Here is a 15,377-nt window from a genome sequence, read left to right as displayed (position 1 = left end):
CAGCGCAGTGCTGCTCCGCAAGAGGAGACCACCCATGACCAAGCTCAACGACCTGCAACTCGTTCTGCTGTCCGCTGCTGCCCAACGTGACGATGGCAGCTTGCTGCCACCGCCCGATCATCTCGCGGGCCAGGCAGGCCGGATCCGCAAGGCTATCCCGCCGCTGATCAAGCGGGGTTTGATCGAGGAAGCGGCGACGACCGACCTGCCGAAGGTCTGGCGGGAAGAGGGTGATGATCGCTTCGCGCTTGTCATCACCCAAGCGGGCCGTGCCGCGATCGGCGTGGACAGCGAGCAGAATGCTCAGGCTGAGACTGTTGCTACTGCGGCCGTCGTCACGCCACCGAACCGCACACGGTCAAAATCAGAGCAGGTGCTGGATCTGCTCCGCCGCGCGAAGGGCGCATCGCTTGATGAGCTGGTCGGCATGACCGGCTGGCTGCCGCACAGTACCCGCGCGGCGCTCACCGGCCTGCGCAAGAAGGGCCATGGGATCACGCTGGACAAGAGCGGTGAGCGCGCCTGCTATCGTCTGGTCGAAAGCGCTGCGGCATGAGCCTGGAGGCACGCCTTGATGCTCTGGCGGCGCTGTCGTTGGGCGAGCTGCGTGATCAATGGCGATCGTCAATGGGTTCAGAGCCGCCGCGCGTCAGCGCCGATCTGCTGCGCCGACTGCTCGGCTATGCGCTGCAGGAGAAAACCATGGGAGGGTTATCGCCCTCCCATGGCCAAGCCCTCCGTCGCCTTGCTGCCGGCAAGGAGAGCGTCCCGCTCAAGAGCGGAATGCATCTTATGCGGCAGTGGAACGGGCGTAGCATCAGCGTCACCGTGGTTGAAGATGGCTATGTGTGGGACGAGCGCTGCTATCGGTCGCTGTCGGCTATTGCCCGCGCGGTAACCGGAACGTCCTGGTCTGGTCCCCGCTTCTTCGGGCTGCATGACCATGGCTAGGCGGCCCAAGGTCGTTGAAGGACCGCGCGGCGCTGTGCGCTGCGCCGTCTACACCCGCAAGTCCAGCGAGGAAGGGCTGGAGCAGGCGTTCAACAGCCTCGATGCCCAGCGCGAGGCCTGCGAGGCGTACATCGTCAGCCAGCGCCATGAAGGCTGGACCCTGGTCAAGACCGCCTATGACGATGGCGGCTACTCAGGTGGGTCAATGGATCGCCCCGCGCTGGTCCGCCTGCTGGCAGATGTGGAAGCCGGAAAGATCGACGTGATCGTGGTCTACAAGGTCGATCGCCTGACCCGCGCGCTGTCCGACTTTGCCCGCATCGTCGAGATCCTCGATGCCCGGGGCGCCAGCTTCGTCTCGGTCACGCAGGCGTTCAACACCACCAGCAGCATGGGGCGGCTCACACTCAATGTGCTGCTCTCCTTTGCCCAGTTCGAGCGCGAGGTCACCGGCGAGCGAATCCGCGACAAGATCGCCGCGTCGAAGAAGAAGGGCATGTGGATGGGCGGTAACCCCCCGCTTGGCTATGATGTGAAGGGCAGGGCGCTGGTGATCAACCAGGCCGAAGCGAGCCAGGTCCGCCACATCATGAACCGCTATATCGCGCTGGGCTCCCTGCAGGCCCTGGTCGAAGAACTGTTGCGCGATGGCTATCGCACCAGGCAGCTTCATGGTCGGGGCGGCATTGCGTTCAGCCGCGGCGCGCTCTCACACCTGTTGGGCAACGCTATCTATCGCGGCAAGGTCGTGCACAAGGGGGCGGTCTATGACGGCCAGCACGACGCGATCATCAATGAGGCACTTTGGGATGCGGTACAGCGTCAGCTGGAAGAAGGACGCAACAACCCCCCGGCCAAGCGGTCTCCCAGGCGCAGCTTGCTCACCGGCCTGATCCACGATGGGGAAGGCCGAAAGATGTCGCCCAGCCACACGGCCAAGGCGGGCAAGCGCTATCGTTATTATGTAACCCATCCCAATACGCTCATCGGCAGCAGCGAAAAACGATGGCGGGTCAGCGCGCCGGAGATCGAGCGCATCGGCACGGATCGCCCGAAGGGCTGGCTCACGGATCATCGGGCTCTCGTCGAGTTCGTCGGCGCCCAACGTGCCATAGGTGCGCTGACCAGAGCATCCCAGGTTGCAGCCGATCTGCACAAGGCATCAAAGCGTCCGGCGATGCTGACGATGCTCCTCGGTCGGATCGACATGGCAGAGGAGAGCATCACTCTCACACTCCACCGTGACAAGCTGCAGTCCCTCCTGGGTCTGGATCAGCTGGCCCATGACCGTCCGGTGCAGCTGACCAGCCGCGCGATCCGCATCCGGCAAGGCAAGGATGTTCGCATGATCATTGGCGACTCGCGGGATCGGTCAGCTGATACGATCAATAAGCCGCTGGTCGCGCTGATCGCAGAAGCCCGAGCGCTGCATCTAGCGCTGCTTGGCGCCCCCGAGCATAGTCTGGCATCACTTGCTGACGCGCAGGGCAAGTGCCGCAAGCGTTCTGCGCAGCTGCTGCGCATCGCAATGCTTGCGCCAGATATCGTGGCGCAGTGCATCGAAGGTGTTCAACCGGTTTCGATTACGACCAAAGGACTGCTCAACATCGATCTGCCGATCAACTGGAGTGAGCAGCGGGCTTTGCTTGGCTGCAGGTAAATTCAGTCACCCATCTAGGGAAAGCGTCGGCCGGATGTCCTCCGGCCGTTTTCTTGTTCGACGCCGCGCAGCGCCGACCTGTCATGAGGTTTGGAAAATGGCCACTGACATAATGGGATAGAAATGGCCGACGGTGCCCGCGTGCTTGGTCTGTAGACCTCAGTTCGCGAAGCGTCGGCGCCAAAACGGCGCAGTTTCGCGCGAGTTATGCCGCGGCCACACCATGGCTGACGAATCTCGGAGAAACACGGACTATCTGGTGCGGGCGGTCGGACTCGAACCGACAAATCCTTGCGGATGGCGGATTTTGAGTCCGCTGCGTCTACCAATTCCACCACGCCCGCACGGCGCGAACCCCTTGATGCAGCGCGCTGCGGGGATGGCTGGCGCGCCTATATCTCACCTTTTTAGGAAACGCCAGATGCTCGGTGGCGTTCATGTACCGCGCGTGAGAATAGATCGTCTTACGCCCGTGCCCTCGTCAGCCGGCCCGTTCGATCAGGCTTCGGCGTGGCCGTAATCGGAGCGGTGCCGGCGGGCATCGCCGGCGGTGGCGCGGTTCTTGAGCGCCTGCTCGACCCTGTTGAGCAGTTCGGCCGGGCGATAGGGCTTGCCGATCACATCCTGCGAGATGGTCTGCGGGCCATCGGAGACGAGCTGCTCATTATAGCCAGTGGTCATGAGGATCGCGATGCCGGGCACCAGCTTCACCGCTTCCTCCGCCAGCAAAATGCCATTCAGGCTGCCGGGCATGACGAGATCGGTGAAGAGAAGATCGACCGGGTCGGCCTCCATCAGCTTCTGCAGCGCCTTGAGACCCTCATCGCCCGAGATGGCGGTCGAGACACGATAGCCGGCGCTTTCAAGGATCTCGCGGGACAGGGCCATGACTTCAGGGCTGTCTTCCACCACCAGAATATGGGCCTTGCCGGAGGAACCATCCGCGGGCGCGGCCGCGGTGATGGGGGCCGGGTTGCCGGCGCGGTCATCCTCGTCATTCTGCACGGAAACCGGGAAGAGCAGGCGGATCGTGCTGCCGACGCCCTGTTCGCTCTCAATCTCCAGCCGGCCCCGCGATTGCTGCAGGAAGCCGCTGGCCATGGCGAGGCCGAGGCCCGTGCCCTGACCGGTGGGTTTGGTGGTGAAGAAGGGCTCCGTCGCGCGCTGGGCGACATGGGCGGGCATGCCTTCCCCCTCATCCGTCACCTCAAGGCTGATATAGTCACCGGGCGGAAGCTGGCGGGCGGCAGCATCGCCGTTGAGATGCAGCTTGCCGGTCGTGATGGTCACCAGCCCGCCGGCGCCGCGCATCGCGTCCTTAGCGTTCATCACGATGTTGAGCACCGCCATCTCGAACTGGTCAGGATCGACGTGGATGCGCGGCAGGCCCCGCCGTAGGCTGAGGTGCAACTCGATATCGCTGCCGAGCGCGCTCTCCAGCACATGCACGAAGCTCTGCACGCAATCGCTCACGTCCACTGATCGGGGCGTGAGGCGCGTCTTGCGGGCGAAAGCGAGCAGCTGGCCGGTCAGCTTTGCCCCGCGCGCGGCGGCGTGCTGGGCATTCTCGATATGCCGCCCGGCCCGCTCATCCTCGATGCGGTTCGAGGCCAGTTCCAGGCTGCCGCCGATCACCTGCAGCAGATTGTTGAAGTCATGGGCAAGGCCAGCGGTCAGCTGCCCGATCGCTTCCATCTTCTGCGCCTGGCGCAGCACTTGCTCGGTTTCGCGCCGCTTGGTGACGTCCAGCTGGCTGGCGAAAAAGTAGAGCAGCTTGCCGGAGACGTCATAGACCGGGCCGATGAACACCGCATTCCAGAACGGCGTGCCGTCGCGCCGGTAGTTGAGGATTTCGAGCGCGATGGACTCATGCCGCGCCACGGCATCGCGCAGTTCGGCGATCCGCTCGCGGTCCGTCTCGGCACCTTGCAGAAACCGGCAGTTGCGCCCGATGATTTCGCTCTCTTCGTAAAGCGTGAGGTCCAGAAATGCCTTGTTGGCAAAGACGATGGGATTGTCCGGCAGATTGGGATCGGTGAGGATCATCGGCATCCGCGTCATTTCGATCGCGGCGAAAAATACGTTGCCCCGTTCGCTCAGGCCCGGCGCGGTGATGGTGCGCTCACGCCAGTGATCCTTGCCGCGCACGGTCACCCGGCCTTCGGCTGCTTCAGTGCCCTGATTGTCATCCGAAGCGGCGGTATCCCCGTTTTCAGCCGCGAAGTCGTTGTGATCGCCCGATTCAATCGCCAAGGTCGCATTCCCTGTGGTTGCCCGCTCCAGCCGTCCGCGACTTTGAAGCCAGCATAACAAACGCTTCAGGACCGAGTGGTTCCCGAAAACCGCCCAGACTGCCCTTGCGTACAGGGGGTGGCTAGTCGTCCGATTGCCGGGGTGCAAGACAATGTGGGGACAGCCGGACTGCACGAACATGGACGCTGGGCGCGATCGCGCTATATCGCCTGCATGGCTCATACACAGGCAAAGCTCATCGTCCGTCCCGCGCTCGCCAAGGATGCGCGCGCGATCGCCCGGCTCTCCACCAAGGTCTATGGCAAGGCCGAGGCCATGACCGCCGCGCAAATTCGCGGCCAGATCAATAACTTCCCCGAAGGGCAATTCGTCGCCGATTATGAGGGCACTATCGTCGGCCACTGCGCTACGCTCATCGTCTCGCAGGAGATTGCCTTCGCCCCGCACAGCTGGGGCGAAATCACCGGCGATGGCTTCGGCACGCGCCATGACCCGGAAGGGGACGTTTTGTACGGCATGGAAGTCTGCGTCGATCCCGATTTCCGGCGTCTGCGCATCGGCCAGCGCTTCTATCGCAAGCGGCAGGAACTGTGCCAATATTTCGAGCTGAAGGGCATCGCCTTTGGCGGTCGCCTGCCGGGCTATGCGCGCCGCCGGCGGGATTATCCCGATCCGCAGGCCTATCTCGATGCCGCGATCGAGCGCAAGCTGCGCGATCCGGTGATCAACTTTCAGCTGGGGCAGGGCTTCCAGGCCAAGGGCATCCTGCCGGATTATCTGCCGGGCGACCGGGACAGTGCCGGCAATGCGGTGCTGATGTTCTGGCCCAATCCGCTGGCGCCGGAGGAGGGGACGGGGCGCGCCCACCATGGCACCCTCAAGCTGCCGTCATCGGTGCGGGTTGCCACGGTGCAGTTCCAGATGCGCGGCATTACACGGATCGAGCAGTTCGAGGAGCAGGTGGAGTATTTCGTCGACGTCGCGGCGGATTACCGCGCCGACTTCGTGGTGTTTCCCGAGCTCTACACGCTGGAACTGCTCTCCATCTCCCGCGCGAAGCTCGCACCCAGCGAGGCCATCGGCAAGATCGCGGAATATACCGAGCGCTATTGCGCGTTCATGGAGAAGCTGGCGGTCAGCTACAATATCAACATCATCGGCGGCTCCCACCCCACGCGGGTCGAGAATGGCGATATCCGCAACATCAGCTATGTCTTCCTGCGCGATGGGGCGATGTACACGCAGGAGAAGCTGCACCCCACGCCATCCGAGCGGCGCTGGTGGAACATCAAGGGCGGCTTCGGCGCCGATGCCATTCCCACCGATTGCGGGCCGATCGGTGTGATGATCTGTTATGATTCCGAATTCCCGGAGCTGGCGCGGCACCTCGTCAATCAGGGCGCGCTGCTGCTGTTCGTGCCTTTTTGCACCGATGAGCGGCGGGGCTATCTGCGCGTGCGCTATTGCTGTCAGGCGCGGGCGGTGGAGAACCAGTGCTATGTCGTGACGTCCGGCGTTGTCGGCAATCTGCCGAATGTCGAGAATATGGATATTCACTATGCCGAAAGCGCGATCCTGACGCCCTCGGACTTCCCCTTCGCGCGCGATGGCGTGGCCGCCGACACCGCGCCCAATACCGAGACGATCGCCATTGCCGACCTCTCCCTCGACGATCTGCTGACCAGCCGGCAGAGCGGCGCGGTGCAAAACCTGCGCGACCGCCGCTTCGACCTCTACGGCGTGCAATGGAAGGAGCCGCGCACCAAGCGGGCGCGCTGAGGCAAGCCGGGGACGGGGACCAGGCCCTAGCCCGCCTTCACCAGATCGGCGCCTTTCTCGCCGATCATGATCACGGTCGCATTGGTGTTGGCGCCGGGCACGGTGGGCATGACCGAGGCATCGATGACGCGGAGGCCGGTGACGCCCTTCACGCGCAGCGCGGGGTCGACCACGGCGTCGGGCCCGGTGCCCATGGTGCAGGAGCCGACGGCGTGCTGGCCGATCTCGACGACCTGGCGCACCCAGTCTTCCATCTCGTCATCGCTCTGCACCTGCTCGCGCGGCAGCAGTTCGGTGCCGGTCAGCGCGGCTTGCGGGGCGGTGCGGTAGATGCGGCGGGCCTCGCGGATGCCGCGGATCATGGTCTGCATGTCCCAGCGGTCGTCCATCAGGTTGAGGGTGATGGCGGGGCGGTCGTTCGGGTCGGTGGAGCGGAGCGTCATCCAGCCGCGGCTGCGCTGGTTGAGCACCACTACGCCGCAGGCCAGCTTGTGCGGTGGTGCGGGACGGAAGGGCGGCATCCACAGCCGCGCGCCGAAGGTCACCGGATTGCACATCAGCTGAATGTCCGGCTGCGCCAGCGCGGGGTCAGTGCGGATGATGACGTTGCAACTGTTGAGCTGCGTCGCGAACTTGCCGGTGCCGAGCATCAGCCACTGGACAAAATGGCGGGCTGCCCGGTCGAGCCGCAGTTCCTTGACGAAGGTGACCGGCTTGGTCGCCGCGAACTCCATCATGCAGCAGGGATGTTCGGAGATGTTGCGGCCGACGCCGGGCACATCGGCCTTCACCGCAATGCCCATCTCGGCAAGCTGTGCGGCTGGCCCCACGCCGGAGAGCAGAAGCAGCTGCGGGCTGTTATAAACGCCGCCGCTCAGAATGACCTCGCGGCGCGCGCGCACCTGGCGGGTCTGGCCGTCCACCGAATATTCGATGCCGACTGCGCGATTGCCGTCGAACAGGATGCGGCGGGCGAGCGCCTTCAGCCGCACGTCCAGATTCTTGCGACCAAGGGCAGGGCGGATATAGGCCGCCGCCGCGCTCGCCCGTCGCCCGCGCTTGTCGATGGTGACTTCGCCGCGCGCAGGGCCTTCCGCATCCGCGCCATTGATGTCGTCGGTCGCCGGATATCCTGCCGCCAGCGTCGCCTGCCGCAGCGGCTCGTGGAGCAGATGTCCGGTCTGGATCGGCGCGACATGCAGCGGGCCGCCCACGCGATGATAGGCGCTTTCGCCCCGCCAGCTATCCTCCATGCGCCGGAAATAGGGCAGCACATCGTCATAGCTCCAGCCGCGCGCGCCCATTTGCGCCCAGGTGTCGAAATCATTGGGGTGGCCGCGCATGTAGAACATGCCGTTGATCGAAGAGGAGCCGCCGAGCACCTTGCCGCGCGGAATCCAGATCCGCCGGCCATTGAGATGCGGCTCTGGCTCGCCCATGTCGCCCCAGCTCAATTTGGGGTCGGCGATGGTCTTGAGGAAGGCGAGCGGCATGGCGATGTCCAGCCGCTTGTCGCTGCCGCCTGCTTCCAGCAGCAGAACCGACGTGCCGGGGTCTTCGCTCAGCCGCGATGCGACGACGCATCCGGCCGATCCCGCGCCCACCACGATATAGTCGAATTCATCCATCTCGTTCGGTCCGCCTGCCTGAATTGCTTCAATTCTGCCTGTCGTACAGCAGCCCCTTGAGCGGGGGTGGCAGCGGCCGACCTTCCCGCGCGCCCGTCTGCCCCGCAAAGCCCGCGAGGATCGGACCGGACCAGTCGCGGATCGTGCGCTGCGCCATGCGCCACACGCCATCCTCCTGCCGGAAGATGTCCTCATAATAGCCCATCACGTGCAGGGCGTGCGGGCCATCGCCCTGGCGCAGGGCCACGGCGCCATAGGAGATCGCCCGCGCGCCGCCCTCGCAGGGCGTGAGGATGATGTTGGTGACGTGATGCTGCCGCCCCGCCGAAGCGGGCTGATCGCGAATGAAGGTCGCGAAATGGCGGATGGCGTCGGCGCCCTGCCAGCGCAACGGCGTCTCGAAGGCGTCCCAAATCAGCAGGCCATCACGGGTGAAGCAGCCCACGAAAGCTTCGACATTGCCGGTATCCAGTGCCCAGGCATAATGCGCGATGGCATCGCGGATGCCGAACTGATCGTCGGCGGAAAGGCGGGTGGTCATGCTTCAGGTCACCGCATAATAATCGAAGAAGGTCGAATTGCCTCGCCGCTCGGCAATACCGACGAAGACGGTGCGGTTGAGCCAGGCGTGCCGCCCGTCCGGCGCCTCGAAGCGCGGCGTGATGCGACAGTAATTGTCCTGCGGATCGACCTGCTCGCCCGCCTCGATCCGCGCCGTCATCTCCGGATTGGCATAGGCGATGCCGCGATTGTGGATGTAGATCATGGCGCCGTCATCGGCTTCCAGCATGTAATGCGCCTCGAATTCGACAAGGCCGCTGGACCAGAGGCGAGGCCAGTCCCCGCCCGAATAGGGCACGACATGGCCGGAAAGGCGCGGGCCGCTCACCACCCCGCCGGCGAGCGCGACGAAGCCGCGCGTGAAGCTTTGCAGGGCCGGCTGGAACCGCGTGCGCGGCCCTTCGCCGAAATCGAGACGAACGTGGAAAGCCAGGTCGAGCGCCGGAACGTGCACATCATCCTCCCCCGCGAGCGTTCGTGCCGCTCGTCAGATTGATTTTGTCTGCACGCTTGTGCCGGAAGCCGCCTGCGAATGCCAAGGCAAAAAAAGCGGGAGCCGCGCGTTCGCTTATCGCCGCAGTTTCAGGAACCAGCCGATGTTGAAGCGCCAGCCGTCCCCGGCGTTGGGAAAGGGCGCCTCGATAACGCGCGCGGCTTCCAGCGAGAGCGAGGCGCGGGCAGTATAGTTGAGGCGCAGGCCACCGCCGGCCGAGGCCATGGAATAGCTGGCTGCCGGCAGGCCGGTGCGGGCGTTGAGACGCACGCGGGCACCATCGACAAAGCCGTAGACTTCCGACCCCTGCAGGCGCGCGGGCAGTTTGGGACGCAGGGCCAGTTCGAACAGGCCGGCCATGCCCTTGTCGCCGCTGAGCAGCGCCGTCTCGAACGCGCGGCCGATCTCCGGCCCGCCCACCGAGAAGCGCTCGTTGCCGCCCAGCCGGTCGCCGCTATACTGGCCGCTCAGCCGCAGCCGTCCGACAAGGCGCTTGCCGATCATCCGGTCGTAATTGGCGCGCCCGGCAATCTTGGTGAAGTCGATATCGGTAAAGCCCGGCACGCCGCGCGCGCCCAGCATATCGAGGCCTCGGCTGCCGGTGAGGGCAAGGCTCAAGGCGCTCTTGTCCGCCAAGATCGAGTAGCCGGCGGCCGCGCGCACGGCCCGGATGCGGTCGGAGGAAATGACCGATCCGAGATAGGCCGCATCGCTGTTCAGCCCGTCGATCCCGGCGCTGACGGTGAGATTGCGTTTATATCCGCGAATGACGGGGTAGGAGAGGCTGAGCCCGAGCGTCTGCGCCTCGCCGACGATGGCGGGTGCCTGCAGCCGCGTATCCAGCCAGGAGGTCGAGAGGCCGAGGGTGAGGCCGTCCGTGCCGAGCGGCGTCTGGTGGCTGAACCCGGCATAGCGATAGCGCTTCAAATCGGCGGCGCTGAGCAGGGTCAGGTCGCTGCGGTCGCCATCGCGCAGCAGGCTGTAGAATTTGGCCGATGCGCGCCACTGGCCGCTGCCCAGCCCGCTTTGCGTGCGGTTATCAAAGCCGAAGGAGAAATCGCTATACTCCCGCTCCGGCGTAATCGCGAGGCGAACGCTACCGACCTGCGCACCCCGCAGCATATTGGCGTCGATCTTCGCGCCGGGAATGTCGCGCATCAGCGAGAGGCTGCGTTCCAGCGTGCGGCGGCTGAGCGGGTGCTCGCGCGCCAGCGGCGCAGCATAGGCCTGGATCAGCGGGGAGGCGCCCTTGGGATAAGCGATATCCTCGATAAACCCTTCGGCCAGCAGCACGCGGACATGGCCCTCGGCCAGATCCTGCTGCGGAATGGCGACCGTATAGAGCGCGATGCCGGTCTTGGCATAGGCATCGGAAATCCTCTTGGCGAGGGCGCTCAGGGTCTCGCGCGTGGCCGGCTGGCCGATGAAGGCCCGGGCGGCCTCTGCAACGGGCGCCGGGGCATCGACGCCGGAAAAGGTCACGCTGCGGATCGGCGTGGCGGTGGCCTGCGCCTCGACGTCCACCCGGCCTGTCGGATCATCCGCAGGCGGCCGCTCCTGTGCGGGCAGCACCGGGGTGGGTGCGGGCTGGCTTTGATCGATGAGGGGCGGTGTCAGGCCGCTGCCCGTGGGCTGGGCGATGGCGATCAGCGCAATGGCTGCAGGCAGGAGCGCGACCATATGGACCTTTCGGAATGGGAGCGGTGGGTGCGCGGCGGGTCTTGAGACCGCCCGCCGCGCACCGGAGGGAATGTTGCGCCGAGGTTGGCGACTTGAGGCGGGGTGGCTGTTTAGCGGCCCAGTCCCAAGGAAGTGCCGACCGTGTTGAGCGTGCCGGTTACCGGCGCCAGCAAGCCGCCATTGGTCGTGGTGCCGGCGCCTGCGCCTGCACCGGCTTCGACGCTGCCGCCAACGCCAAGCGCACCGCCGACCGAGCCGACCGTGGCACCGACCGTGCCAAGCACGCCGCCATTTACGTCGCCGCCCGTGGCCGTTCCGCCGCCAAGCACGCCGCCGCCTGAGACGTCACCGCCCACGCCCACGGCGCCGCCGACAGACCCGACGGTTGAACTCACCGCGCCGAGCACGCCGCCCACGGCCCCCGTGCCCCCGCCGGGCAGGGACGCGCCGTTCGGCAGCACATTGGCGTTGACCAGCGCCGGATCGCCGCTCCCCAGCAGTTGATTGCCGCCGAGCGCGACATTCAGTAGATTGTCGGAAATGCCGCCGGTGGGCGCCGTAATGTTGGTCACCCGTACATCGGCGATGCCGTTCACGGTCGCCAGCGCGGTATTGCCTGCGTTCAGCACGCCGGCGGATGCGAGCGTACCCGTCGGCTGGGTGTCGCCAAGCACGCCAACGCCGATCGCGCCCGCTGTGCCATCAAGACCGTTGGTCACGGCGCGACCGCCAACATCGATGGACACGACATCGCCGACCACGCCTTGCGCGCCCTGCAGCAGCAGCGTGCGGCCCTCGCCGGCATCGACCAGCACCGTCCCGGTATCCTGCAGCACCCGCGTGATCGTGCCGGTTACGGGCTGCGTGACTGGCAAGGCAGCGGCGATGGGGGTGGTCACGCCTTGCTGGCCATCCGCCACGCCGAGCACGGCATTGCCGGCCGTCGCCAGAACCGGGGAGACCTGCGTGACGACGCCCCCAGCCAGACCGCCGCCGGTGCTGCCGCCGCCATCGGCCGAACCGCCGCCGCCGGTATTCCCGCCGCCAGTATTTCCACCGCCCGTGTTCCCACCGCCAGTGTTTCCACCGCCGGTGTCAGTCCCGCCCCCGCCATTGTTGCTGCCGCCATCGCTGCCGCCACCCGACCCGGGCGCCGGCGAGCCGACATTGGCGTAGCGGGAATAACCACTGGTCTCGCAGGCGCTGAGCAGCATGGCCAGCGCAGAGCAGGCAGCTATGGCGGGCATGGCCCGGCATAGTCGTGACGTTCTGTTGGATCGTAATGTCGTCGTGGAAAGAACCTGAGCCATTGCGTCATCTCCTGTCAGGCTTGCAGCCGGGCTGGAGACGGAGCTATCCGATGGCAGGCCCACGTAGCGCGGAGCGGTGTGGAGCGATCATAGCCAGAGCGAGGCGTAGACACGCACACACAGCTCCGACCTCGGCTCCTTCGGCAACCCCGCTACCTTGAACCCAAGGCCGGAAGCTTTGCGTCACGGCGTCACCACCGCTTTGCCATTATCGGGATCGGAGTGATCCTGCGCTTGAAATGTCAAGCTCTGGAAAAGGTTCATGGAAAAGAGTCTGAACTTAACTTTTATCATGCCTGGGAGAACGTGCCGCTCGAGCGGGACCGTCCTGGCTCCCTTCGTCGCACCGGACTCGACAAGCCCGTCGAGGAATTCTATACCGTCCGATATGGAACAGACCGCCATCAGGGGTCGGCCCCGCGAATTTTGCTGCGAGCAGGCGCTTGCGGCCGCGTTGCGTGTGTTTTGGACCAAGGGTTATGAGGGCGCGTCGCTCAGCGAGCTGACGGACGCGATGGGGATCACCCGCCCGAGTCTCTATGCCGCGTTCGGCAACAAGGAGGCCTTGTTCCGGCAGGCGCTCGATCTCTACGAGCGGGAGAAGCTGGCCTATATCGGTCCGGCGCTGGATATGCCCACCGCGCGCGGCGTGGCGCAGCATCTGCTCGATGGCGCACTCTCCACGATTGCCGGCAATGGCCAGCCCACCGGCTGCCTCAGCGTGATCAGCGTCACCGCCTGTGGCGCGGAAGCGCAATCGATCCGTGAGGAAGTGCTCAAGCGCGGCGAGACCGTGAAGCGGGCACTGGTGGCCCGGATGCAGCGCGCCATCGACGAGGGCGAGTTTGTCGGGCCCGCCGATGCGGAAGCGATCACGAAGTATCTCATCGCCGTTTTGCAGGGCATGGCGGTTTTGGCCGGCTCCGGCACCACGCGGGAGGAGCTGGAGCGCGTTGCCGAGACGACTATGGGGATGTGGCCTAGCCGCTGAAGCACCTGAGGACCCAAGACCGATTTTGCGCGCTGCAAAATAAAATATCGGTCGGTACAAAAACCGGGTTGACGCCTGAACATCCGATTAATATACCATTCAGTACAGAAGGCATGGGGGTGCGTGCGGCTTGGCCGGGCGCGTTCTGCTTGCCCGACTTGATTTGACAGCAATTTCATAGGTTCTGGTTTCGGGACGGACGCGCCGGTCGCGCACCGTCTTTCCCGGATCGATCCCTGGCATCCGCGATGCGCGCGCCCGGCAGCACTGGCTGTCCGGGGCTGCCCCGTCGTGCCTGCCGGGGAAGCAGGAGGAGACACGGTGATGGCATATCTGGATCTGAGAGATGGCGGGGCACGGGCGATGGTCCCGGGTGTCACTGCATCGGAGGCTGCAAGCCTTCAGGTGCAGGATGGCCACCTCCTTCCGGTCGAGTGGACGATTGTCCGCCTTGCGCGGGAAGACGGGCTATCTTCGCTGCGGGAGGAGAGCCGCCTGGGCCGCCTGCTGCGCCTCGTCTTCGGCTCCCGCCGGGCCATGCCGCTGGCGAGCGCGCGCCTCGAAGCGCTGCGGCGCATCGCGGTGCTGAGCTGGCACCATGGCTACAACATCGCCCCGTCCGAGCTCGGTCGCTTTTACGAGGCCGGCTACACGACCCATCAATATGAGACGCTGCTCCGCCACATCGGCGCCCTGCGTCTGTCGATCAAGCGGAGGAACCGCGCATGAACATGCTCAAGAAACTCAGCCCGGCGGAAGCCACGCCCATCGAGGCCGGCGCCACGCGGCGCCGCTCGCTGACCCGCGTCGCCTGGGTGGCGCTGCCGGTGCTCGCCATTGCCGGGGGCTATGCGCTGATGCGCCCGTCGCCCCCGGCCCAGGCCGCGATGGCGGCACCCACCGTCACCGTCTCTGCGCCGCTCGCACGCGAGATCATGCTGTGGGACGATTATGTCGGCCGGTTCGAGCCGAGCCGTGCGGTCGAGGTGCGTCCGCGCATTTCCGGCCAGATCACCGCCGTGCATTTCACGGACGGGCAGATGGTCCGCGCTGGCCAGCCGCTCTTCACCATCGATCCGCGCCCCTTCCAGGCTGCGCTGGCCGAGGCGCGTGCCGGCGTTGCGACTGCGCTGAGCGATCTCGCGCTGGCCCGCAGCGATCTTGAGCGCGCCGAACGGCTGGTGGCGGTGGAGGCCGTCTCCAAGAGCGAAGTCGACCGTCTTCGCGCCCGTGTCTCGGCAGCATCGGCTGCGCTGGCCGGTGCGCAGGCCCGTGCCCGCAGCCGCGCGCTGGACCTAGAGTTCACCACCGTACGCGCGCCCATTGGCGGCCGCATCTCGGATCGGCGGATCGACCCCGGCAACCTCGCCTCATCGGGAGAGGGCGCATCCGGCACGTTGCTCACCACCATCAACGCGCTCGATCCGATCTACTTCACCTTCGAGGGGTCGGAGGCGCTGTTCCTCAAGACCAAGCGCGATGCCGATGCCGATGCCACCCCGGTCGAGATCAAGCTGCAGGACGAGAATGCCTATCGCTGGAAGGGCAAGCTCGACTTTACCGATAACGGCCTTGATCCGCGCTCGGGCACCATTCGCGCCCGCGCCGTGCTGCCAAATCCCGATCTGTTCCTGACGCCCGGCATGTTCGGCAACATGCGGCTCTCCACCGGCTCTGCCACTCGCGCGCTGTTGGTGCCGGACACCGCCGTGCAGACCGATCAGGCGCGCAAGACGCTGCTCGTCGTCGGCAAGGATGGCACCGTCGCTGCCAAGCCGATCGAGCTTGGGCCGGTCGTGGACGGCCTGCGCGTCGTGCGGGCTGGGCTCGATCCGGCGGATCAGGTGGTGATCGTTGGCACCCAGCTCGCCATGCCCGGCGGCAAGGTGCAGGTCCGCAAAGGCCGCATTGCGCCTGAGACGCAGCCGGCGACGCCTGCCGCCGCCACCGCGCTGATGTCCGGCCAGGCCACGTTTACGCGCTAGGTCGTGATCGGCTTCGCCTGAAGCCCATCCTGATCCGGTCCCTTTTGCTTTCCGCATGTCCGAGCCGTCAGGTGAAGCCGCCTGAC

At 65.7% G+C, this 15,377-nt stretch carries 13 protein-coding genes, 1 tRNA gene and 1 riboswitch; of the genes, 7 read left to right on the top strand and 7 right to left on the bottom strand.

The features are described from left to right. Nucleotides 1-34: 34 nt before the first annotated feature. Genes M2335_RS14975 through M2335_RS14965 form a run of 3 tightly spaced genes read left to right on the top strand, consistent with a single transcriptional unit; the run spans nt 35 to nt 2,611 of the window. Nucleotides 35-556, top strand: coding sequence for a DUF3489 domain-containing protein (locus M2335_RS14975; RefSeq protein WP_264595186.1), 522 nt, complete (start codon nt 35-37; stop codon nt 554-556). After that, nucleotides 553-951: a DUF2924 domain-containing protein gene (locus M2335_RS14970; RefSeq protein ID WP_264595185.1), complete on the top strand. Its 399-nt coding sequence runs from the start codon at nt 553-555 to the stop codon at nt 949-951. Before M2335_RS14975 ends, M2335_RS14970 begins: the two co-directional genes overlap by 4 nt. After that, complete coding sequence (locus tag M2335_RS14965; protein WP_264595184.1) at nt 944-2,611, top strand: recombinase family protein; 1,668 nt, start codon at nt 944-946, stop codon at nt 2,609-2,611. The genes M2335_RS14970 and M2335_RS14965 overlap by 8 nt, the downstream gene beginning before the upstream one ends. A gap of 257 nt (nt 2,612-2,868) precedes the next feature. On the opposite strand, the gene M2335_RS14960 is transcribed toward M2335_RS14965, so the two are convergent. Together M2335_RS14960 and M2335_RS14955 are read right to left on the bottom strand one after the other, a co-directional pair. Next, nucleotides 2,869-2,955 (bottom strand) — tRNA-Leu (locus M2335_RS14960). Between the two features lie 154 nt (nt 2,956-3,109). Next, nucleotides 3,110-4,864, bottom strand: a complete 1,755-nt coding sequence (locus M2335_RS14955; protein WP_264586499.1) for a PAS domain-containing protein — start codon at nt 4,862-4,864, stop codon at nt 3,110-3,112. 213 nt (nt 4,865-5,077) lie between these two features. On the opposite strand from M2335_RS14955, the gene M2335_RS14950 reads away from it, so the two are divergent. Then, nucleotides 5,078-6,643: a carbon-nitrogen hydrolase family protein gene (locus M2335_RS14950; protein WP_264574361.1), complete on the top strand. Its 1,566-nt coding sequence runs from the start codon at nt 5,078-5,080 to the stop codon at nt 6,641-6,643. Between the two features lie 26 nt (nt 6,644-6,669). On the opposite strand, the gene M2335_RS14945 is transcribed toward M2335_RS14950, so the two are convergent. The 5 genes from M2335_RS14945 to M2335_RS14925 all read right to left on the bottom strand — a co-directional run bounded on the left by M2335_RS14945 (nt 6,670) and on the right by M2335_RS14925 (nt 12,252). Beyond that, nucleotides 6,670-8,271, bottom strand: coding sequence for a GMC family oxidoreductase (locus tag M2335_RS14945; protein ID WP_264595183.1), 1,602 nt, complete (start codon nt 8,269-8,271; stop codon nt 6,670-6,672). A gap of 28 nt (nt 8,272-8,299) precedes the next feature. Continuing rightward, a complete protein-coding gene (locus M2335_RS14940) occupies nt 8,300-8,812 on the bottom strand; it encodes a nuclear transport factor 2 family protein (protein WP_264595182.1) in 513 nt (170 codons plus the stop codon). 3 nt (nt 8,813-8,815) lie between these two features. After that, on the bottom strand, nt 8,816-9,286 hold the full coding sequence (locus tag M2335_RS14935; RefSeq protein ID WP_264595181.1) for a DUF3237 domain-containing protein: 471 nt from the start codon (nt 9,284-9,286) through the stop codon (nt 8,816-8,818). Between the two features lie 114 nt (nt 9,287-9,400). Then, nucleotides 9,401-11,005 carry a ShlB/FhaC/HecB family hemolysin secretion/activation protein gene (locus tag M2335_RS14930; protein WP_264595180.1) on the bottom strand — a complete coding sequence of 535 codons (1,605 nt, stop codon included), beginning with the start codon at nt 11,003-11,005 and terminating at the stop codon, nt 9,401-9,403. 110 nt (nt 11,006-11,115) lie between these two features. After that, nucleotides 11,116-12,252 carry a hypothetical protein gene (locus M2335_RS14925; protein ID WP_264595179.1) on the bottom strand — a complete coding sequence of 379 codons (1,137 nt, stop codon included), beginning with the start codon at nt 12,250-12,252 and terminating at the stop codon, nt 11,116-11,118. Nucleotides 12,253-12,454: 202 nt separating this feature from the next. Continuing rightward, nucleotides 12,455-12,532: riboswitch (cyclic di-GMP riboswitch) on the bottom strand. Nucleotides 12,533-12,703: 171 nt separating this feature from the next. Here M2335_RS14925 and M2335_RS14920 point away from each other — a divergent pair. From M2335_RS14920 to M2335_RS14910, 3 genes are all read left to right on the top strand, one after another. Then, nucleotides 12,704-13,306, top strand: a complete 603-nt coding sequence (locus tag M2335_RS14920; RefSeq protein ID WP_264574370.1) for a TetR/AcrR family transcriptional regulator — start codon at nt 12,704-12,706, stop codon at nt 13,304-13,306. A 324-nt stretch (nt 13,307-13,630) separates the two neighbouring features. After that, nucleotides 13,631-14,035, top strand: coding sequence for a hypothetical protein (locus tag M2335_RS14915; protein WP_264595178.1), 405 nt, complete (start codon nt 13,631-13,633; stop codon nt 14,033-14,035). Continuing rightward, entirely contained in the window at nt 14,032-15,291 is a 1,260-nt protein-coding gene (locus M2335_RS14910; protein WP_413716127.1) for an efflux RND transporter periplasmic adaptor subunit, read from the top strand. The genes M2335_RS14915 and M2335_RS14910 overlap by 4 nt, the downstream gene beginning before the upstream one ends. Nucleotides 15,292-15,377 lie beyond the last annotated feature (86 nt).

This window comes from Sphingobium sp. B12D2B (assembly GCF_025961775.1).
GTDB lineage: Bacteria > Pseudomonadota > Alphaproteobacteria > Sphingomonadales > Sphingomonadaceae > Sphingobium.
Note: the sequence above shows the minus strand (reverse complement) of the source record. Positions and strands in the feature narration are given on the sequence as shown.